Raw genomic sequence first — 17,406 nt, 5'->3', positions numbered from 1 at the left:
TCGTTGTTTACCAAGGAGTTTTCCGTTTCGACTGCGCCGGAAGTGGGGCGAATTATAGGCACGTGAGATCTGCCGTCAACCACTATTTACGCCTTTTTGGCAGAAGAGCCCTTTTTAGCCATTAAACGCGGAATTCGCCGTGCTAACGGCGGCAGCCGCAGCAGTAGCAGCAACGCCCCTATAGCTGCATAGATCGCCCACTCCTTAAGATCGGCGCGCACGATCCACAGCATATGCAGCAATCCGAGTCCGAGAACCACATAAACCAGACGATGCAACTTCTTCCAACGGGCGCCCAACAGCCTTTGGCTATAACGGTTGGACGTGACCGCCAAGGCCAGCAAACACAGAAAACCCAACACACCGACAATGATGTAAGGACGCTTGCGCAACTCGACACCCAACTGCGACCAGTCAAACCCAAGGATGAATACCAAATAAGCGCTCAAGTGCAGCACGACATAAGCAAAACACCACAAGCCCAGTTGCCGGCGAACTGCGATCCACCCTGTCCAACCGGTAAGTTTCTGCAGCGGCGTCATGCTTAACGTAATGAGAAGAAGAACAAGCGTCCCGAGCCCCAGCCGATCAACCAATACCTTTCCCGGATCAGGCCCTAGCGCATCGCCCCAAGCCTGATACAACCAAAGCAGTGGCCAAACCGATACAGTAACGAAAACACCAACACGCCAAAGCGGATATCGCATCAGTAGTTCTTCCGCAAATCGAGCCCGGTATATAGAGAGGCGACTTCATCCGCGTAGCCGTTGAACATTTGCGTTTCACGCACATTCGGCTTGAACAGGCCACTCGGCAGACGCCGCTCACGAGCCTGAGTCCAACGCGGATGGTCAACCGCAGGATTCACGTTCGCGTAAAACCCATATTCATCCGAGGCGATACTTTGCCAGGTGGTTTTTGGTTGCTCGCTGACCAGACTGATCCGCACGATGGACTTAACGCTTTTAAAGCCGTACTTCCACGGCACCACCAAACGCAGCGGTGCGCCATTCTGGTTAGGCAACTCACGCCCGTACATTCCCACAGCCAGAATCGCCAGCGGATTCATCGCTTCATCCAAACGCAGCCCTTCTACATAAGGCCAGTCGATCAAGGCGAAACCGGATTGTTGCCCTGACATGCTCTTGGGGTCTTGCAAGGTTTCGAAGCGAATGAATTTGGCTTTAGAGGTTGGCTGGACCTGCGCGAGTAATGCCGAAAGCGGAAAACCTATCCACGGGATGACCATCGACCAGGCCTCTACACAGCGAAGTCGATAGATGCGCTCCTCCAACTGATAAGGCTTCATGAAGTCTTCCAGGGCATACCTTCCCGGCTTGCCCACTTCGCCATCCACGACCACGGTCCATGGCGCAGTCTTCAGCGTACCGGCGTTGGCGGCAGGGTCGCCTTTGTCGGGGCCGAATTCGTAGAAGTTGTTGTAGTGAGTCGCATCCTTGAAAGGTGTGATCGCCTCGTCCTTGACGTTGACCGCCCCCCACTTGGTAGAAGGAAGCTTTTCGCTGAACCATGGAGGTGCCCTCCCAGGCTCCACGTCTGCATAACGCGCCGTATCCTCCGCGCTGGCCCATCGCGGCAACCCACTTATGGCTAAACCGGCAACAGCAGCACCCAATACATTGCGTCGAGAAAGATAAAGGGATTCAGGCGTGACGTCCGATTCATGGCAATCGGACGCTTTGGGGACTTTGATCAGCATGGCTACTCCGCAGTATTGGAGAACAGATGCACCAACAGACTGCGGAGTATGAGGGAAATTACATCACTCGGCGCTTTTGCGCCGACGGAGATGTAACAAGTATTGCACCGGCCCAGACGCTGCGTAGGCGAGGAACACCAGCAGCAGAATACGTGGCGGATCGCTGAACACGACCGCGAACACAAGCACCACGGCGAGGATCGCCACAAAAGGCACCCGCCCTTTCAAGTCCAGCTCCTTGAAGCTGTTGTACTTGATATTACTGACCATCAGCATGCCTGCCGCAGCGACCATGAGCGCTACCAGGAAGGACATCTTGGAGCCCTGGATACCGTAATCGCTGAACGCCCAGACAATCCCCGCCACTACACCCGCCGCAGCCGGACTGGCCAGACCAATGAAGAAGCGTTTATCGGCAGTGCCGACCTGGGTATTGAAGCGCGCCAGGCGCAACGCCGCGCCAGCTACATAAATGAAGGCGACCATCCAGCCAACCTTGCCCATGTCGCCCAAGGCCCAACCGAACGCCAGCAATGCCGGCGCGACGCCGAAGGCAACCATGTCCGACAGCGAGTCGTACTCGGCACCGAAGGCGCTCTGGGTATTGGTCATGCGGGCGACGCGACCGTCGAGGCCGTCGAGCACCATGGCCACAAAAATTGCGATGGCGGCGAAAGCAAAATACTTGCTGGCGTTGACCGAGTCACCAGCGCTCAGGGCAGCCTGTGCACTCATGGAGTTAATAATGGAATAAAACCCTGCGAACAGGTTCGCAGTGGTGAACAGATTCGGCAGAAGATAGATGCCACGATGCCGGACTTTACGGCCTTCAGCGTCATGCCCTTCTTCGACATGTTCATCGATGGGCAGCAGGCTTTCGGCGTCAGAGGCCTGGTTTGGCTCTTCGGGACGTTCGCTCATGGACAATACCTTGCAACGGGGTGGAAAGTTTCGACAGGTGTCTGGGACGACGGTTCGGCCGCAAACGATGCAGCTTTATACCAGAACCGGCCTCCCAAACGAAAAAACGCGGCCTAAGCCGCGTTTTTCGTACAAGGTCGTGACTTAGTTTTTGGCTTTGTCGACGATCTTGTTGGCACCGATCCACGGCATCATGGAGCGCAGTTGCTCGCCGATGACTTCGATACCGTGAGCAGCGTTGTTACGACGCTTGGCGGTCATCGAAGGATAGCCGGTAGCGCCTTCGCTGATGAACATCTTGGCGTATTCGCCGTCCTGAATACGTTTCAGGGCGTTGCGCATAGCCTGACGGGATTCGGCGTTGATGACTTCCGGGCCGGTCACGTACTCGCCGTACTCAGCGTTGTTGGAGATCGAGTAGTTCATGTTGGCGATACCGCCTTCGTACATGAGGTCAACGATCAGCTTCAGTTCGTGCAGGCATTCGAAGTAGGCCATTTCCGGCGCGTAACCAGCTTCAACCAGGGTTTCGAAACCGGCTTTGACCAGTTCAACGGTACCGCCACACAGAACGGCTTGTTCGCCGAACAGGTCGGTTTCGGTTTCGTCCTTGAAGGTGGTTTCGATGATGCCGGTACGACCGCCACCAACGCCAGCAGCGTAGGACAGTGCAACGTTTTTGGCGTTGCCCGAAGCGTCCTGGTAGATCGCGATCAGGTCAGGGATACCGCCGCCTTTCACGAACTCGGAACGTACGGTGTGGCCCGGAGCCTTCGGCGCGATCATGATCACGTCGAGGTCAGCGCGCGGCACAACCTGGTTGTAGTGGATCGCGAAACCATGGGAGAAGGCCAGGGTGGCGCCCTTCTTGATGTTCGGCTCGATTTCGTTCTTGTACAGGGAAGACTGGAATTCGTCCGGGGTCAGGATCATGACCAGGTCGGCAGCTGCAACAGCGGAAGCAACGTCAGTCACTTTCAGGCCGTGGGCTTCAGCCTTGGCAACGGTAGCCGAACCTTTACGCAGGCCAACGGTAACGTCAACGCCGGAGTCTTTCAGGTTGCACGCTTGAGCGTGGCCTTGGGAACCGTAACCAATAATGGCAACTTTCTTGCCCTGGATGATCGACAGGTCGCAGTCTTTATCGTAGAAAACTTTCATGAATTTCCCCTATATCCGGCCGTTCAGGCCATTCGCTAATTTGGTTTAGATGCTGAGTACTTTGTCGCCGCGGGCAATACCGGTGACGCCACTGCGGACGGTCTCCAGAATCGAAGCGGTGCCAATGGACTGAATGAAGCTGTCGAGCTTGTCGCTGGTACCGGTCAATTGAACGGTATACACGCTGGCACTGACATCGACGATCTGTCCACGATAAATATCGGTGGTGCGCTTGATCTCGGCGCGCTGGGCACCGGTAGCCTTGACCTTGACCAGCATCAGCTCGCGCTCGATGTGAGCACTTTCCGACAGGTCGACTAGTTTGACTACTTCGATCAGTTTGTTGAGGTTCTTGGTGATCTGCTCAATGACCTCATCGTGGCCGACGGTGGTCAGCGTCAGACGCGACAGAGTCGGGTCTTCAGTCGGCGCCACAGTCAGGCTTTCGATGTTGTAGTTGCGCTGCGAGAACAGGCCGACTACGCGAGACAAAGCGCCGGGTTCGTTTTCCAGAAGCAAGGAAATAATGTGCCGCATGATTAAGTACGCTCCGTCTTGCTCAGCCACATATCGCGCATGGAGCCGTCTTTGATCTGCATCGGGTAGACGTGCTCGCTGGTGTCGACCGATATATCGATGACCACCAGGCGATCTTTCATGGCAAACGCTTCTTCCATCTTCGATTTCAAATCTTTCGAATCGGTGATGCGCACGCCAACGTGACCATAAGCCTCTGCCAGCTTGACGAAATCAGGCAGCGATTCCATGTAGGAATGAGAGTGGCGGCTGCCGTAGCTCATGTCCTGCCACTGACGAACCATGCCCAGTACACCGTTGTTCAGGATGACGATTTTTACCGGCAAACCGTATTGCAGGCAGGTCGACAGTTCCTGAATGTTCATCTGGATACTGCCCTCGCCCGTTACGCAAGCGACGTCATCATCCGGAAAGCTCAGCTTGATGCCCATGGCCGCCGGGAAACCGAAGCCCATGGTGCCCAGACCACCGGAGTTGATCCAGCGGTTCGGCTTGTTGAACTTGTAGTACTGCGCCGCGAACATCTGATGCTGACCCACGTCGGAGGCGACAAAGGCATCGCCCTTGGTCACTTCGCACAGGGTTTCGATCACGGCCTGCGGCTTGATAACGCTGCCGTCGCCCTTGTCATAAGGGAACAGGCCGCGATCACCGCGCCACTCATCGACTTGCTTCCACCAGCTGGCTACGGACTCCTTGTTCGGGGTCTCGCCGATTTCCTTGAGGATCGCGACCATTTCGGTCAGGACACTCTCGACCGGGCCAACGATAGGCACATCGGCCTTGATGGTCTTGGAGATCGAAGCAGGGTCGATGTCGATGTGAATGATCTTGGCGTTCGGGCAGAACTTAGACGCGCCATTGATCACGCGATCGTCGAAGCGCGCCCCGACTGCGAGGATCACGTCAGCATGGTGCATCGCGAGGTTGGCGGTGTAGCTGCCGTGCATACCGAGCATGCCGATGAACTGACGATCGGTGCCAGGGAAACCACCCAGGCCCATCAACGTATTGGTCACGGGCAGGTTGAGCATTTTCGCCAGTTCGGTCAGCGGCGCGGAGCCGTTGCCGAGAATCACGCCGCCACCCGAGTACAGCACTGGGCGTTTGGCCGCCAGGAGCATTTCTGCCGCCTTGCGGATTTGCCCGGAGTGACCGCGAACAGCCGGGCTGTAGGAGCGTAACTTGGCTTTTTTCGGGAAGACGTATTCGAATTTCTCGGCCGGGTTGGTCATGTCTTTCGGGATATCGACAACGACTGGACCAGGACGACCGGATTGCGCCAGGTAGAAGGCTTTCTTCATGACTTCCGGGATTTCCGACGCGTGCTTGATCATGAAGCTGTGTTTCACGATCGGCCGGGAGATACCGATCATGTCGGTTTCCTGGAAGGCGTCGGTACCTACCATGGTGCTAGGCACCTGGCCGGAAATGACCACCATCGGAATGGAGTCCATGTACGCCGTAGCGATACCGGTGATGGCGTTTGTTGCGCCCGGACCGGAAGTCACCAGTACCACGCCGGCTTTACCGGTGGCACGGGCGTAGCCGTCAGCCATATGGGTAGCCGCTTGCTCGTGACGAACCAGGATGTGGGTCACTTCCGGTTCTTTGAACAGGGCATCGTAAACATGAAGAAGAGCACCACCCGGGTACCCGTAGATATATTTGACGCCTTCGTCACGCAAAAAGCGGACGAGCATCTCACCGCCAGATAAAAGCTCCACGTTGCTCACCTCTAAAACGCCAGAATACCGCCCACGAAAATGGGACGGGTCTTAATAGGTTTACTTCTCTGCAGAGCATGAGCGACGGTGGTCGCCGACTACGTCAGCACTGACTGAGCAAGTATTGGGATCGTCCCAAGTGTTGCGGGCTTTTCCCACCCAGCGCGAGGTAACGCGTTGCGGGTGTAACAGGTCGGCGCGGGTGTGCGCCTCATGATCTGCTGAGAGGGTCTGCTTCTGGCAGTCCCTGTACAGCGGACTTTGGATTCTTCTGTTTCGTCCCCTGCAAGTCAAGTCGTCTATGTGGTTTATTGAACTAAGCACATGAGAAAGCAAGAAAAAACCGCGAAACTGCATGTGTGTTAGCTTCAATTGCGCAACCCGAGACAAGGAAATGGCATGCGAACGTTTTTCCTGACCGCCGGCCTGCTGGCTGGCCTGAGCCCCTTGTGTATGGCCGGTCAGATTTACACATGGGTCGACGCCCAAGGTGTGACCCACTTTGATGCGCAACCGCCTCCGGGCCAGCAAGCCGACGTGGTGAAGCCCTCTTCGCCTTCCGGCAAGACTGCCTCCCCCACACGCACCGGAGCGATTGGCGATCAAAAGGCTATTGATAAAGACGTCAAAAACCAAATTGCGGAGCAACAGGCGCAACTGAAGACGTTTTGTGAACAGGCGCGGAGGAACCTCGCGCAACTGCAGAACAATCCGCGGCTAAGGGAGGAAGTGGACGGAGAATTGCGGCGCCTGGACGACGCTCAGCGGCAGGAGCGTATCGGCGAAACACAGAAACAGATCGCGGATAACTGCCAGTAATGCCGGGCAGGAGGCGGTAGGAACCTGTAGGAGCTGTCTCGTGAAACGAGGCTGCTCCTACAGAGGATCGGGTCAGCGGGAGGCGGTGATCAGCAGGTCGAACTCTTTGAGCAACACTTGCAACTGCCGATCTTTGCCCTGGACATTGCGCCCGGCGAAGACCATTTCGGCCATCTCCTGAATCCCCGATGCATTCGGCAAGGGCAGATCCTGCTCCAGGATCGCTTTCATGCGCGGCAGGAAGATCCATTGCAGCCACTGCTCGAAATCCAGCGTATCGACCGAAAACGGCTCAACGCTGGAAAGCGCTTCAGCCGATGGCGCGACTTCGTCCCACCAGCCCTGAATCCGCAGCTCACGCTCAATCAACAGCAGTTGATCGGCAATTTTCGAAAAACGTGGGTCCATCACGACGTTACCTTGGCCTTCTGACGAGCCTGTGCTGCGCCAGCCGAGTCACCCTGCTTCTCACGCGCCTGAGCGATCAATTCCCACAGACTGGCCTGAAGCGCCGGACGGCCGTTAGCGAGAGTCAGACCGCGACGAGCGAATTGCTCGGCCTGCGGTGCATCACCTTGAGCCATGCGTACTTGCGCCAGGCGATAAAGCACTTGCGGCTCACGCGGGGCGACACGCTGAGCGCGTTCGAGGCTTGAAGAGGCGCCGTTGAGGTCGCCGCTGGACTGTTGTTGCTGCGCCGTGGTTAACAGGGCGAGAACCGGACCGTCCAGTTGCTCGTCGGCGGACAGGCCGCCGGAGCTGGCCGAAGGAATCCCGCTCGGCGTCGAAGGCATGCTGTAGCTGCCCTGATTCATCGGTGCAGACTGAACCGGCGAAGTATCAATCGGCCCCGGCGTAATCGGACCTGGGGTAATAGGCGTAGTGCTGATCGGCGTCGACGTCGTGGCGCCACCGCCCGGCACCATCACCACAACACCGGTATCGCCTTGCGGAATTTCCTGAACCTGGGCTTGCGCTGGACGCTTGACCGTCGTCTGACGGAAACCGCCATTCGCCGAGACCCGCTCACTGTTGGAGACGGCCGTGCCGGAGTCCTGGACCGGAATCGAGCCGCGCTGCACGGTGGAGCAACCGCTGAGCAGAGCCACGGCGGTAACTGCTGGAATCAACCACTTATTCACTTGAAACCCTCTTTGCTTAATTCATCCAGCCTTTGACCCAATCCATCACCGTTTCGCCGGAAACAGGGCTTTCGCCAGCGCAGGCGGCGCCGGGAGGCGGTTCGCTGCCGCGAATATACGGCATCTGCACGGCGCCTGGGCAGTTGGCATCAGAGCCTTGCCCGGTGCGCGAATCGACCCAGGCCTGAACGACGTTGTCCGGTTGCGGCATGTCCAGCGGCAGCGGGTCGGCCTTGCGCATGAAACTGGTCCAGACCTGCAGCGCACCGGTAGCGCCGGTGAACGGTGTCTTGCCGTTGTCATCACGGCCCAACCACACCACTGCCAGCAAGTCCTGGCTGAAACCAGCGAACCAACTGTCTCGCGAATCGTTACTGGTGCCGGTCTTGCCCGCCAGGGTCAAGGTTTTTGGTAACACGTTGTAAACCGAGCTGCCGGTACCTTCACGCATGACCCGCTGCATGGCGCTCTGGATCAGGTAAATGGACGCCGGATCGAAACGCTGCTGAATCTGGAACGGATAACGTTTGAGCGGCTCACCTTCGGCGGTCAGTACGCTACGAATCCCGCGCATCGGCGTGTTGAAACCCCCGTTGGCGAGTGTCTGGTACATGGTCGCCACTTCAATCGGCGTCATGCCGCCCGCACCCAGCAGCATCGACGGGAACGCCGGGAATTCGCGGCTCACGCCCAAACGCCCGAGCGTCTTGAGCACATTCGGCACACCCACCGCCAACCCGAGACGCGCGGTCGACAGGTTGTAGGAATGCGCCAGCCCTTGATAAAGGAAAACCGTACCGTGGGAGCGGCGATCATAGTTCTGCGGCTTCCAGACCTGACCGTCCGCACCTTTGACCGAGAAGGATTCGTCCGACAACCAACTGGTCAATGTGTACTGGCTCGGCTTCTCGAGTGCCGTCAGATAAACCGCCGGTTTGATCAACGAGCCGATCGGTCGTACAGCATCCAGCGCACGGTTGAAGCCGGCGAAACTGGCTTGGCGACTGCCGATCATGGCCTGGACCTCACCGGTTTCCGGGTTGGTCACGACCATGGCCGCTTCGACGTCATCGGAACCCTTGCGCCCGGACAGGCGTTTGAAGGTGTCGTTGACCGACGCTTCGGCTTTCATTTGCAGGATCGGGTCGAAGCTGGTGAAGATGCGCAGACCTTCTTCGGTCAAGTCTTCGTCGCGGTAGTCTTCGCGCAGCTGACGCTTCACCAGATCAAGGAAGCCCGGGAATGAGCTGTCTGCCAATTTGCCTCGCGTTGTTACTCCCAAGGGCATTTTCTTCGCGGCAGCGACCTGCTCGGCGGTGGCAACGCCTTGTTGCTCAAGCACATCGAGCACCAGATTACGTCGCTCGAGCGCCCGCTCAGGATTGCGACGCGGGTTGTAATAAGACGGGCCCTTGACCATGCCCACCAACATCGCGACTTGATGCAGCTTCAGTTCGGACAATGGCTGCCCGAAGAAGAACTGGCTGGCCAGACCGAAACCATGCACTGCCCGCTGACCATCCTGACCGACGAACACTTCATTGAGGTAAGCCTCAAGAATTTCTCGTTTGTCGTAATGCAACTCAAGCAACATCGCCATCATGGCTTCAGTGAGCTTACGGCTCAGGCTGCGTTCGCTGGTCAGGTAGAAATTCTTGACCAGTTGTTGCGTCAGCGTACTGCCGCCCTGGGTCATCTTGCCGCCAGAGGTGTTGACGTAGACAGCCCGCGCAATCGACTTGGGCGACACGCCCCAGTGGCTATAGAAATCCCGATCCTCCACGGCGACCAGAGTTTCCAGCAAATACGGCGGGACCTGATCGATTTTGATCAGGATGCGGTCTTCGAGGTTCTTCGGATAAATCCCGCCGATCAACAGCGGTTCCAGGCGAACCACGGACAGCTTCGAACCGTTCGTCGCCGAGAGTTCGGCGACATAATCGCCGGAGAAACGCACACGCACGGGCTGTGCCTGCTCCATACCTTCGTAGAACTGGAAGCCACGGGTATTCAAGTCGACAGTATTGCCGTTGACAGTCGCCGCGCCAGGTCCATTGCTCACGCTTTCGCGGCGGTAGCCCAAGGCATCAAGCTCGGTCAGAAAATCGTTCTTGCTGAGTTTTTGTCCGACGAACAGCTCAAGCGGACGCGCGTATACCTTGGCCGGAATCGTCCAGCGCTTGCCGGAAAACTTCTCTTGCACGATGGCATCGAGGTAAACCGCAAATCCGGCCAGCACCACAAGGCCGACCAGGCTGAGTTTCAGGGCCCAGCCCAGCCAAGGGTTCAAGCCCTTGGAGGGTGGTTTTTTGGGGGTGCGGGGAGTTCGAGTACGAGTCATGGCGGCGGATTATACGCACTTTATTCATACTCAACAGGAGCCCGCCGAGTTTGCGTTGAGCTGGCGAGCGGCCATAATGACGACCTGAATTTTTCCAGTCTCCGAAGGATCTCCTGTGAGCCAGTCCCTGATCGCCGCCCTGCAAAATCCGGCCCTTTACCCACACCCGGTAGACGGGTTCCAGGTCATCGAGACCCATATTTCGTGGGTGCTGCTGACTGGCTCCTATGCTTATAAAGTGAAGAAGCCGGTGAACTTCGGCTTCCTCGACTTCACCAGCCTTGAGGCTCGCGAGCATTTCTGTGGCGAAGAGCTGCGCCTGAACCAGCGCCTGACAGACGACTTGTATCTGGAAGTGTTGCCGGTCACTGGCAGCATTGAAGCACCACAACTGGGCGGCGAAGGCCCGGCCATTGAATATGTGCTGAAAATGCGCCAGTTCCCGCAAACTGGCTTGCTCAACAGCTTGCAAGCCAAAGGCGAACTGACCACCGCGCACATCGACGCGATGGCGGCACAAATCGCCCGGTTCCACCTGAGCACGCCAACAGTCCCCGCCGAACATGAAGCCGGCACGCCGGAAAACGTCATGGCGCCGGTGCGGCAGAACTTCGACCAGATCCGCCCGTTCCTCAGCGACAAGGCTGATCTGCAACAACTCGAGGCTCTGCAAGCCTGGGCGGAAAGCAGCTTTGATCGCCTCAAACCATTGTTCGTACAACGCAAGGCCGAGGGTTTCATCCGCGAGTGCCACGGTGACATCCATTTGGGTAACGTTACGGTAATCGACGGCAATATCGTGATCTTCGACTGCATCGAATTCAACGAACCGTTCCGCTTCACTGATGTGTACGCCGACACCGCTTTCCTGGCGATGGACCTTGAAGATCGTGGCCTGAAATGCCTGGCGCGCCGCTTCATCAGCCAATACCTGGAGCTGACCGGCGATTACCAGGGTCTGGAACTGCTGAACTTCTATAAAGCCTACCGCGCCCTGGTTCGCGCCAAGGTCAGCCTGTTCAGCATGCCGGCCGACGCCACCCCGGTGCAGCGCGCGACCACCCTGCGCCAGTACCGCACGTACGCCAACCTGGCGGAAAGTTACAGCACCATTCCTTCGCGCTTCATGGCTATTACCCACGGCGTTTCCGCTGTTGGCAAAAGCCACGTGGCGATGCGCCTGGTAGAAGCGCTGGGCGCAATTCGCCTGCGTTCCGATGTAGAACGCAAACGCCTGTTCGGCGAGCAAACCGTGGCGAACGACTTGCAGGCCGGCATTTATAGTGCGGACGCCAGCGCCGCGACTTACAAGCGACTGCACGAAATAGCCGCCGATATCCTGCACGCGGGTTTCCCGGTAGTGATCGACGCCACTTACCTCAAACGTGACCAGCGCGACAGCGCCGCGAAGGTAGCAGAGGCCACCGGCGCCCCGTTCCTGATCCTCGACTGCAACGCACCGCAAGCCGTGATCGAGAGCTGGCTGGCTGTGCGCCAAGCGGAAAAACAGGATCCATCCGACGCCACACTGGCGGTTATCGAGGCCCAGCAAGCCAGTCGTGAAGCACTGACGCCAGCAGAAATCCTCTGCAGCAAACGTGTGCAGACCAATGAAAGCGGGACACTGGACACCGTTGTGGAACAGATTCGCCAGCGCCTGCCAGGGCTGTAGGAAGTATTTCAACCGTGAAGCCGTTGCTGGCTTCACGGCTGCCAAATAGTGGCACTATACTGGCGTCATAAAACCAACAGGTGATGTGACATGAGCCAGCCGAAACTTCTCGACACCCCGCTTTATGCCTTGCTGCACAAAGACGACATCACAGGCTTCAACAACGAGCGTCCAAAGGACGGGCCTATCGACATGGTCGGTGGTGATTTCCGGGGTCTGGACCTGCGCGAGTTGAACGCGCACGGTATCGACTTTACCGACGCCTATTTCCGATCTGCGGATTTGCGCGGCATCGACTTTCGCAACGCTTCGCTTGAAGGCGCGAGCCTGGCCCACGCGCAGATTTCCGGCGCCTACTTTCCAGTGGAGCTGAGTGCCGACGAAATTCTGATGTCGATGAATTTCGGTACGCGCCTGCGTTATCGCACTCGTTGATCGACAGCGCAAACTGACAAGTCCAGCGCCCCCGCTTTGCGCTGGACACCGGATAGACTTGGCCATCATTCCTGCCGCATTGCCCAACCTTCCACCGCTTTCGCGGCTTTTAGCGTTCTGACATGGTCCCCCGCTTAGAAGCTTTTGCGTCGAAAACGACCAAAGAAACACGCTTTTCCTGCTGATGGCTACACTCCTCAGAAGCTTGCCCACGCACCATTCGGCCATCGCAAGGAGGCTTGATGAATGATGAACTGCAACACCTGAAAAATCTTGGCAAGACGTCGGCGCAGTGGCTGCATGCCGTGGGCATTCACAGCGCCTCGGACTTGCGTCGCCTGGGGGCGGTGGACGCTTATCGGGCCGTGCGCACGCGCGGATTCCGGGCGTCCAAGGTGTTGTTGTATGCGATCGAAGGTGCACTGATGGACGTGCACTGGAACGACATTCCCGCCGAGCGCAAAGAGGCTCTGAACAAACAGCTGGAAGCTATTTCTTCACGTCACAAGAATTAAAATGAGGACTGCTTGCCAAGCATTCATTTGAACGGCACTGAAAACGACAGACCTGAACTCAACGATTTCAGATACTTACAGAAAACGAGCGACACAAATCGATTAAACGGAAAATCAGCGGTTGACTTGGTAATGAGAATCGATATGATTATCACAACTGGTCGCGAGACTGGTCGATTTTCTGAAAAGCCCTTGGTTCGGACTCTCAGATTATCTCCTCATCAGGCTAATCACGGTTATTTGACCCGGCTCTTGCCGGGTCTTTTTTTGCCTGAAGAAAAGTCGTCCGCCCCGCCCCTTTTGGCGCCAAGCGGACGGATGCTTACTGACCCGTCATGTCGGGAAAGAAGCCCAAAGTCAGTTTGTTCAAGCTTTCCGGCAACCTCGGACCCAATCCACCCACCAGCAGGGTCGGATCCAGCTCGATCACCCGCCCGTCCCTGGCAGCGCGAGTAGAGGCCAGAATCGGGTTTTCCTTGAACAAGGCCTCACGCGCTGCATCCCCGGTCAGCGCACGATCGGCAAATACCAGCACAGCAGGATCCAGGGTTACCAAGGATTCATTCGAAAACGGTTTATACCCGGTATGGGTCGCCAGATTGTGACCACCAGCCCGCTGCAGTAACCAATCAGCAGCGGTGCCCTTGCCAGCGATCAGCGGCTTGCCGCCGGCATGTCCGAGCAGCAACAGCACGCCCGGGGACGGTTGCGTTAATTGCGCCCGAGTCACTCGGATCTTTTGCTGTTCGAGTTCCTGTGTGTAAGCGCCCAGCAACTGCGCTGCCCGATCTTCGGCACCAAGCAGCTTGCCCAGATGTTGCAGGTTACCTTGCAACGTCGGCAGGTCCGGCTGGGCCGAGAACAGTTCAACCTGCACGCCTGCACTGCGAAGTTGCGACAGCACCGGCGGCGGCCCCATCTCTTCGGTGCCGACGAGAATTTGCGGGCGCAAACTCAATACGCCTTCTGCCGACAGTTGCCGCTGATAACCGATACTCGGCAATGCCTTGAGGGAGGCCGGATGTTGACTGGTGGTATCGACTCCGACCAGTTTCGACTCACCGCCGAGCGCAACAACCCACTCCGAAAGCGCACCGCCGGCGCTTACCCAACGCTGGGGCAACTCGGCCGCAGCGGCATAATGACTGACGAGGAGTCCGGTACAGATCGCAGCGACACGAGCACTCAGGCGCATAAACAGCTTCCTTGAACGATTTACCCGGGCGTCTGGCTGATAGGCCCAGTATCCTCGGCATCCAGCAAGCACCCGTTGGGTGGAAGGCCATTTGATAATTGTTTGCATTTAAGCGTCAAGTAGAGACATTTCCTACGACGCACTTCGAGATTTGAGGACAGACATGAAGTTTCTTTGCCCAGGCCAAGCGCTGGTCGATGGCAGCAGCCGCGGGTTCGACATCGACGGCCAAAAGCTCTTTGCCGTGCGCCGGGATGGCCAGGTCTATGTCTATATCAACCGCTGCCCGCACCGCGGCGTCGGGCTGGAATGGACCCCTGACCAGTTCCTGGACCCCAGCAACAGCCTGATCCAGTGCGCCACCCATGGCGCACTGTTTCTGATTGAGGACGGCGAATGCGTGGCCGGCCCGTGCGCGGGGCAATCGCTGACCCGCGTGGACAGTCGCGAAGACACACAAGGGATCTGGGTCAGCCTTTAAGCGCCGAGCAAAACCTGCAGGCGCCGATCGACCACAATTTCCTCGTGGGTCAAGGTCACGCCGTAAGCCAGGACTTCGACCCCACAGGCCACCGCCTCCCGCAAAGCTGCGGCGTAGGCCGAATCGATTTCTCGTGCAGGACGCACAGCGTCGATCCCGGTCAGGTTCACGCAATACAACTGCACCGCACGAATCCCGTCCCGGGCCAAATGGGCCAGTTCACGCAAATGCTTGGCTCCGCGCTGCGTCACCGCATCGGGGAATGCAGCGACCGCTGAGCCTTCAAAGCCCAACGTGACGCTTTTGACTTCCACATAAGCCGGCCCGCCGGGGTAATCGAGGCGAAAATCGATGCGGCTGCTTTCCTTGCCGTAGGCCACTTCGCGTTTGAGTTCGGTAAAGCCGTTCAACTCAGTGATGACGCCGGCACGCAGCGCTTCTTCAATCAACCCGTTGGCGCGGCCCGTATTCACGCAAAACCGGCGCCCGTGTGGGGTTTCGCCGATTTCCCACGTGCCGGGCAATTTGCGCTTGGGATCGTTGGAACGACTGAACCAGACATGCCCGCCTTCGACCTGACAATTGAGCATCGAGCCGGTGTTGGGGCAATGAATGGTCAGCAACTCGCCGTTAACGGTTTCGATATCGGCGAGAAACCGCTTGTAACGGCGAATCAGCCGACCTTCTTCGAGTGGAGGATGAAAACGCATCAGCCTTGCCAGCTCCGCAAACCCCGGGCGATTCGTTCCACCGCCTCTTCCAGGCGTTCAAGGCTTTGGGTGTAGGCAAAACGCACATGATGCCCGGCCTGATAGCGTCCGAAGTCCAGCCCCGGGGTAAATGCCACATGTTCGGTTTCAAGGAAATGGCGACAGAACGCGAAGGCATCACCGCCGAACTTGCTGATATCGGCGTACAAGTAAAACGCGCCTTCCGGTTCAACGGCGATACCGAAGCCGAGCTCTCGCAGCGCTGGCAGCAGGAAATCACGACGGCGACCAAACTCAGCACGGCGTTCTTCCAGAATCGCAATGGTCGCAGGCTCGAAGCAGGCCAGCGCCGCATGCTGGGCCATGCTTGGCGCGCTGATGTAGAGGTTTTGCGCGAGCTTTTCCAATTCGCCCACCGCAGCATCCGGCGCTACCAGCCAGCCAAGCCGCCAACCGGTCATGCCGAAATACTTCGAAAAACTATTAAGCACAAAGGCGCTGTCGTCGACTTCCAGAACGCTGGCGGCATCAGTGCCGTACGTCAGGCCGTGGTAGATCTCATCCACCACCAGATGACCGTGGCGCTCCTTGATCGCAGTGGACAGCCCGGCCAATTCGTCACGGGTCAGGATCGTCCCGGTCGGGTTGGCCGGAGATGCCACCAGTGCACCAACGCTGTCGTGATCCCAGTAACGCGCGACCAGATCCGGTGTCAGTTGATAACGCACGTCCGGGCCTACCGGCACCAACTGCGCGGCGCCCTCGACCAGTCGCAGGAAATGCCGGTTGCAAGGGTATCCCGGGTCCGCCAACAGCCAATGTTTGCCTGGGTCCACCAGCAAGGCGCTGGCCAGCAGCAGTGCGCCGGAGCCGCCTGGGGTGATAAGGATGCGTCGCGGATCGATGCTCAAGCCATAACGCTGCTGATAAAAGCCCGAAATCGCTTCACGCAACTCGGGAATGCCGCGCGCGGCAGTGTAACGGGTCTTCCCCGCTGTCAGTGCGGCCTGGCCGGCGCGAATGATCGGCTCGGCCGTGGTGAAATCCGGCTCGCCGATTTCCAGGTGAATCACGTCGTGACCGGCCGCTTGCAATTCATTGGCACGCGCCAGCAACGCCATGACATGGAAAGGTTCGATCGCACGACTGCGAGCACTGTAGGACTGAGCCATTTGGCCTTCCTTCAACGGGGAAAAGAATCGATTCTACCCAAGCGCAGGAACGAGCGAGAACCTAAAGCGGTCAGAGCCGTATAACCCAGACCCAAAACGACTCAAGCGAGCGCCCAAGGTTTGACTAAAATCAATAATTGATCAGGTCTCCAGAGCCACCAGACAGCGCTTTGCCATTATTTGCAAGCGCCCCAGGCCGCGACCTCGACATCCGGGAGTAGCGCGGTCTGATTTGATCTGGTAAGTTCGCCCGCTTGCAGCCGCAGGGCCGGCAGGTGTCGGTGATGGAGCAATCCTGCGCAGATGGATTACAAGAGTAGAGGCGGTCTATTTCATGTCCACCCAAGCAAAGCAGCAACAGCCGACAATTAGCGGCTTCGAACCCTACAAAGAAGTGAAGGGCGAGGAATATATGGGCAAGCCCATGCGCGCGCACTTCACCAAGGTCCTGAACAAGTGGAAACAGGACTTGATGCAGGAAGTCGACCGCACGGTTGATCACATGAAGGACGAAGCAGCCAACTTCCCGGACCCGGCAGACCGTGCCAGCCAGGAAGAAGAGTTCGCCCTCGAACTGCGTGCCCGCGATCGTGAGCGCAAGTTGATCAAGAAGATCGACAAGACGCTGCAATTGATCGAAGACGAAGAATACGGTTGGTGCGAGTCCTGCGGCGTCGAGATTGGCGTCAAGCGACTGGAAGCCCGTCCTACCGCCGACATGTGCGTCGACTGCAAGACCCTGGCGGAAATCAAGGAAAAGCAAGTCGGCAAGTAACTGCGACTTGAACGAAGAACGGAGCGTGCGAACGCTCCGTTTTTGTTTCTGACATTCATGATATTTGTAGGAGCCGGCTTGCT

At 57.7% G+C, this 17,406-nt stretch carries 18 protein-coding genes; 6 read left to right on the top strand and 12 right to left on the bottom strand.

Going from position 1 to position 17,406, the window contains the following annotated elements; all coding sequences use genetic code 11:
- Positions 1-86 precede the first annotated feature (86 nt).
- The 6 genes from msrQ to NL64_RS27790 all read right to left on the bottom strand — a co-directional run bounded on the left by msrQ (position 87) and on the right by NL64_RS27790 (position 6,066).
- Positions 87-707 carry a protein-methionine-sulfoxide reductase heme-binding subunit MsrQ gene (gene msrQ, locus NL64_RS27815; RefSeq protein ID WP_034151272.1) on the bottom strand — a complete coding sequence of 207 codons (621 nt, stop codon included), beginning with the start codon at positions 705-707 and terminating at the stop codon, positions 87-89.
- Complete coding sequence (msrP, locus tag NL64_RS27810; protein ID WP_034151271.1) at positions 707-1,720, bottom strand: protein-methionine-sulfoxide reductase catalytic subunit MsrP; 1,014 nt, start codon at positions 1,718-1,720, stop codon at positions 707-709. Before msrP ends, msrQ begins: the two co-directional genes overlap by 1 nt.
- A gap of 63 nt (positions 1,721-1,783) precedes the next feature.
- Positions 1,784-2,641, bottom strand: a complete 858-nt coding sequence (gene pssA / locus NL64_RS27805) for a CDP-diacylglycerol--serine O-phosphatidyltransferase (RefSeq protein ID WP_034151270.1) — start codon at positions 2,639-2,641, stop codon at positions 1,784-1,786.
- A 144-nt stretch (positions 2,642-2,785) separates the two neighbouring features.
- A complete protein-coding gene (ilvC, locus tag NL64_RS27800; RefSeq protein ID WP_007909969.1) occupies positions 2,786-3,802 on the bottom strand; it encodes a ketol-acid reductoisomerase in 1,017 nt (338 codons plus the stop codon).
- Between the two features lie 45 nt (positions 3,803-3,847).
- On the bottom strand, positions 3,848-4,339 hold the full coding sequence (ilvN, locus tag NL64_RS27795; protein ID WP_003176102.1) for an acetolactate synthase small subunit: 492 nt from the start codon (positions 4,337-4,339) through the stop codon (positions 3,848-3,850).
- A 2-nt stretch (positions 4,340-4,341) separates the two neighbouring features.
- Entirely contained in the window at positions 4,342-6,066 is a 1,725-nt protein-coding gene (locus tag NL64_RS27790) for an acetolactate synthase 3 large subunit (protein ID WP_034151273.1), read from the bottom strand.
- Positions 6,067-6,465: 399 nt separating this feature from the next.
- Here NL64_RS27790 and NL64_RS27785 point away from each other — a divergent pair, with 399 nt between their 5' ends.
- Entirely contained in the window at positions 6,466-6,885 is a 420-nt protein-coding gene (locus NL64_RS27785; RefSeq protein WP_034151269.1) for a DUF4124 domain-containing protein, read from the top strand.
- A 72-nt stretch (positions 6,886-6,957) separates the two neighbouring features.
- Here NL64_RS27785 and NL64_RS27780 read toward each other — a convergent pair whose 3' ends face one another.
- Genes NL64_RS27780 through mrcB form a run of 3 tightly spaced genes read right to left on the bottom strand, consistent with a single transcriptional unit; the run spans position 6,958 to position 10,368 of the window.
- Positions 6,958-7,293 carry a YqcC family protein gene (locus tag NL64_RS27780; RefSeq protein WP_034151268.1) on the bottom strand — a complete coding sequence of 112 codons (336 nt, stop codon included), beginning with the start codon at positions 7,291-7,293 and terminating at the stop codon, positions 6,958-6,960.
- A complete protein-coding gene (locus tag NL64_RS27775) occupies positions 7,293-8,027 on the bottom strand; it encodes a tetratricopeptide repeat protein (protein WP_034151267.1) in 735 nt (244 codons plus the stop codon). The genes NL64_RS27780 and NL64_RS27775 overlap by 1 nt, the downstream gene beginning before the upstream one ends.
- A gap of 16 nt (positions 8,028-8,043) precedes the next feature.
- The gene (gene mrcB / locus NL64_RS27770; RefSeq protein WP_034151266.1) at positions 8,044-10,368 is read right to left on the bottom strand and encodes a penicillin-binding protein 1B; all 2,325 of its coding nucleotides are present in this window, start codon (positions 10,366-10,368) and stop codon (positions 8,044-8,046) included.
- Between the two features lie 115 nt (positions 10,369-10,483).
- Here mrcB and NL64_RS27765 point away from each other — a divergent pair, with 115 nt between their 5' ends.
- From NL64_RS27765 to NL64_RS27755, 3 genes are all read left to right on the top strand, one after another.
- Positions 10,484-12,040, top strand: coding sequence for an AAA family ATPase (locus NL64_RS27765; RefSeq protein WP_034151265.1), 1,557 nt, complete (start codon positions 10,484-10,486; stop codon positions 12,038-12,040).
- A gap of 90 nt (positions 12,041-12,130) precedes the next feature.
- Entirely contained in the window at positions 12,131-12,475 is a 345-nt protein-coding gene (locus NL64_RS27760) for a pentapeptide repeat-containing protein (protein ID WP_034151264.1), read from the top strand.
- A gap of 242 nt (positions 12,476-12,717) precedes the next feature.
- Complete coding sequence (locus tag NL64_RS27755; protein ID WP_007971093.1) at positions 12,718-12,990, top strand: TfoX/Sxy family protein; 273 nt, start codon at positions 12,718-12,720, stop codon at positions 12,988-12,990.
- A 322-nt stretch (positions 12,991-13,312) separates the two neighbouring features.
- Here NL64_RS27755 and NL64_RS27750 read toward each other — a convergent pair whose 3' ends face one another.
- Entirely contained in the window at positions 13,313-14,185 is an 873-nt protein-coding gene (locus NL64_RS27750; RefSeq protein ID WP_034151263.1) for a heme/hemin ABC transporter substrate-binding protein, read from the bottom strand.
- Positions 14,186-14,348: 163 nt separating this feature from the next.
- On the opposite strand from NL64_RS27750, the gene NL64_RS27745 reads away from it, so the two are divergent.
- The gene (locus NL64_RS27745) at positions 14,349-14,666 is read left to right on the top strand and encodes a Rieske (2Fe-2S) protein (RefSeq protein WP_034151262.1); all 318 of its coding nucleotides are present in this window, start codon (positions 14,349-14,351) and stop codon (positions 14,664-14,666) included.
- On the opposite strand, the gene sfsA is transcribed toward NL64_RS27745, so the two are convergent.
- Together sfsA and NL64_RS27735 are read right to left on the bottom strand one after the other, a co-directional pair.
- Positions 14,663-15,376: a DNA/RNA nuclease SfsA gene (sfsA, locus tag NL64_RS27740; protein ID WP_034151261.1), complete on the bottom strand. Its 714-nt coding sequence runs from the start codon at positions 15,374-15,376 to the stop codon at positions 14,663-14,665. The genes NL64_RS27745 and sfsA overlap by 4 nt on opposite strands.
- The gene (locus NL64_RS27735; RefSeq protein ID WP_034151260.1) at positions 15,376-16,548 is read right to left on the bottom strand and encodes a pyridoxal phosphate-dependent aminotransferase; all 1,173 of its coding nucleotides are present in this window, start codon (positions 16,546-16,548) and stop codon (positions 15,376-15,378) included. The genes sfsA and NL64_RS27735 overlap by 1 nt, the downstream gene beginning before the upstream one ends.
- A 334-nt stretch (positions 16,549-16,882) precedes the next feature.
- Between NL64_RS27735 and dksA the strand changes: the two genes are divergently transcribed.
- The gene (gene dksA / locus NL64_RS27730) at positions 16,883-17,323 is read left to right on the top strand and encodes an RNA polymerase-binding protein DksA (protein ID WP_034151259.1); all 441 of its coding nucleotides are present in this window, start codon (positions 16,883-16,885) and stop codon (positions 17,321-17,323) included.
- Positions 17,324-17,406: the final 83 nt, after the last annotated feature.

This window comes from Pseudomonas fluorescens (assembly GCF_000802965.1).
GTDB classification, from domain to species: Bacteria; Pseudomonadota; Gammaproteobacteria; order Pseudomonadales; family Pseudomonadaceae; genus Aquipseudomonas; species Aquipseudomonas fluorescens_A.
The sequence above is the reverse complement of the archived record's forward strand: the minus strand, read 5'-3'. Positions and strand labels throughout refer to the sequence as shown.

Coding starts and splice junctions, on each gene's coding strand:
- msrQ (WP_034151272.1), bottom strand. CDS start 707: ATGCGATATCCGCTTTGGCGTGTTGGTGTTTTCGTTACTGTATCGGTT.
- msrP (WP_034151271.1), bottom strand. CDS start 1,720: ATGCTGATCAAAGTCCCCAAAGCGTCCGATTGCCATGAATCGGACGTC.
- pssA (WP_034151270.1), bottom strand. CDS start 2,641: ATGAGCGAACGTCCCGAAGAGCCAAACCAGGCCTCTGACGCCGAAAGC.
- ilvC (WP_007909969.1), bottom strand. CDS start 3,802: ATGAAAGTTTTCTACGATAAAGACTGCGACCTGTCGATCATCCAGGGC.
- ilvN (WP_003176102.1), bottom strand. CDS start 4,339: ATGCGGCACATTATTTCCTTGCTTCTGGAAAACGAACCCGGCGCTTTG.
- NL64_RS27785 (WP_034151269.1), top strand. CDS start 6,466: ATGCGAACGTTTTTCCTGACCGCCGGCCTGCTGGCTGGCCTGAGCCCC.
- NL64_RS27780 (WP_034151268.1), bottom strand. CDS start 7,293: ATGGACCCACGTTTTTCGAAAATTGCCGATCAACTGCTGTTGATTGAG.
- mrcB (WP_034151266.1), bottom strand. CDS start 10,368: ATGACTCGTACTCGAACTCCCCGCACCCCCAAAAAACCACCCTCCAAG.
- NL64_RS27760 (WP_034151264.1), top strand. CDS start 12,131: ATGAGCCAGCCGAAACTTCTCGACACCCCGCTTTATGCCTTGCTGCAC.
- NL64_RS27755 (WP_007971093.1), top strand. CDS start 12,718: ATGAATGATGAACTGCAACACCTGAAAAATCTTGGCAAGACGTCGGCG.
- NL64_RS27750 (WP_034151263.1), bottom strand. CDS start 14,185: ATGCGCCTGAGTGCTCGTGTCGCTGCGATCTGTACCGGACTCCTCGTC.
- NL64_RS27745 (WP_034151262.1), top strand. CDS start 14,349: ATGAAGTTTCTTTGCCCAGGCCAAGCGCTGGTCGATGGCAGCAGCCGC.
- sfsA (WP_034151261.1), bottom strand. CDS start 15,376: ATGCGTTTTCATCCTCCACTCGAAGAAGGTCGGCTGATTCGCCGTTAC.
- NL64_RS27735 (WP_034151260.1), bottom strand. CDS start 16,548: ATGGCTCAGTCCTACAGTGCTCGCAGTCGTGCGATCGAACCTTTCCAT.
- dksA (WP_034151259.1), top strand. CDS start 16,883: ATGTCCACCCAAGCAAAGCAGCAACAGCCGACAATTAGCGGCTTCGAA.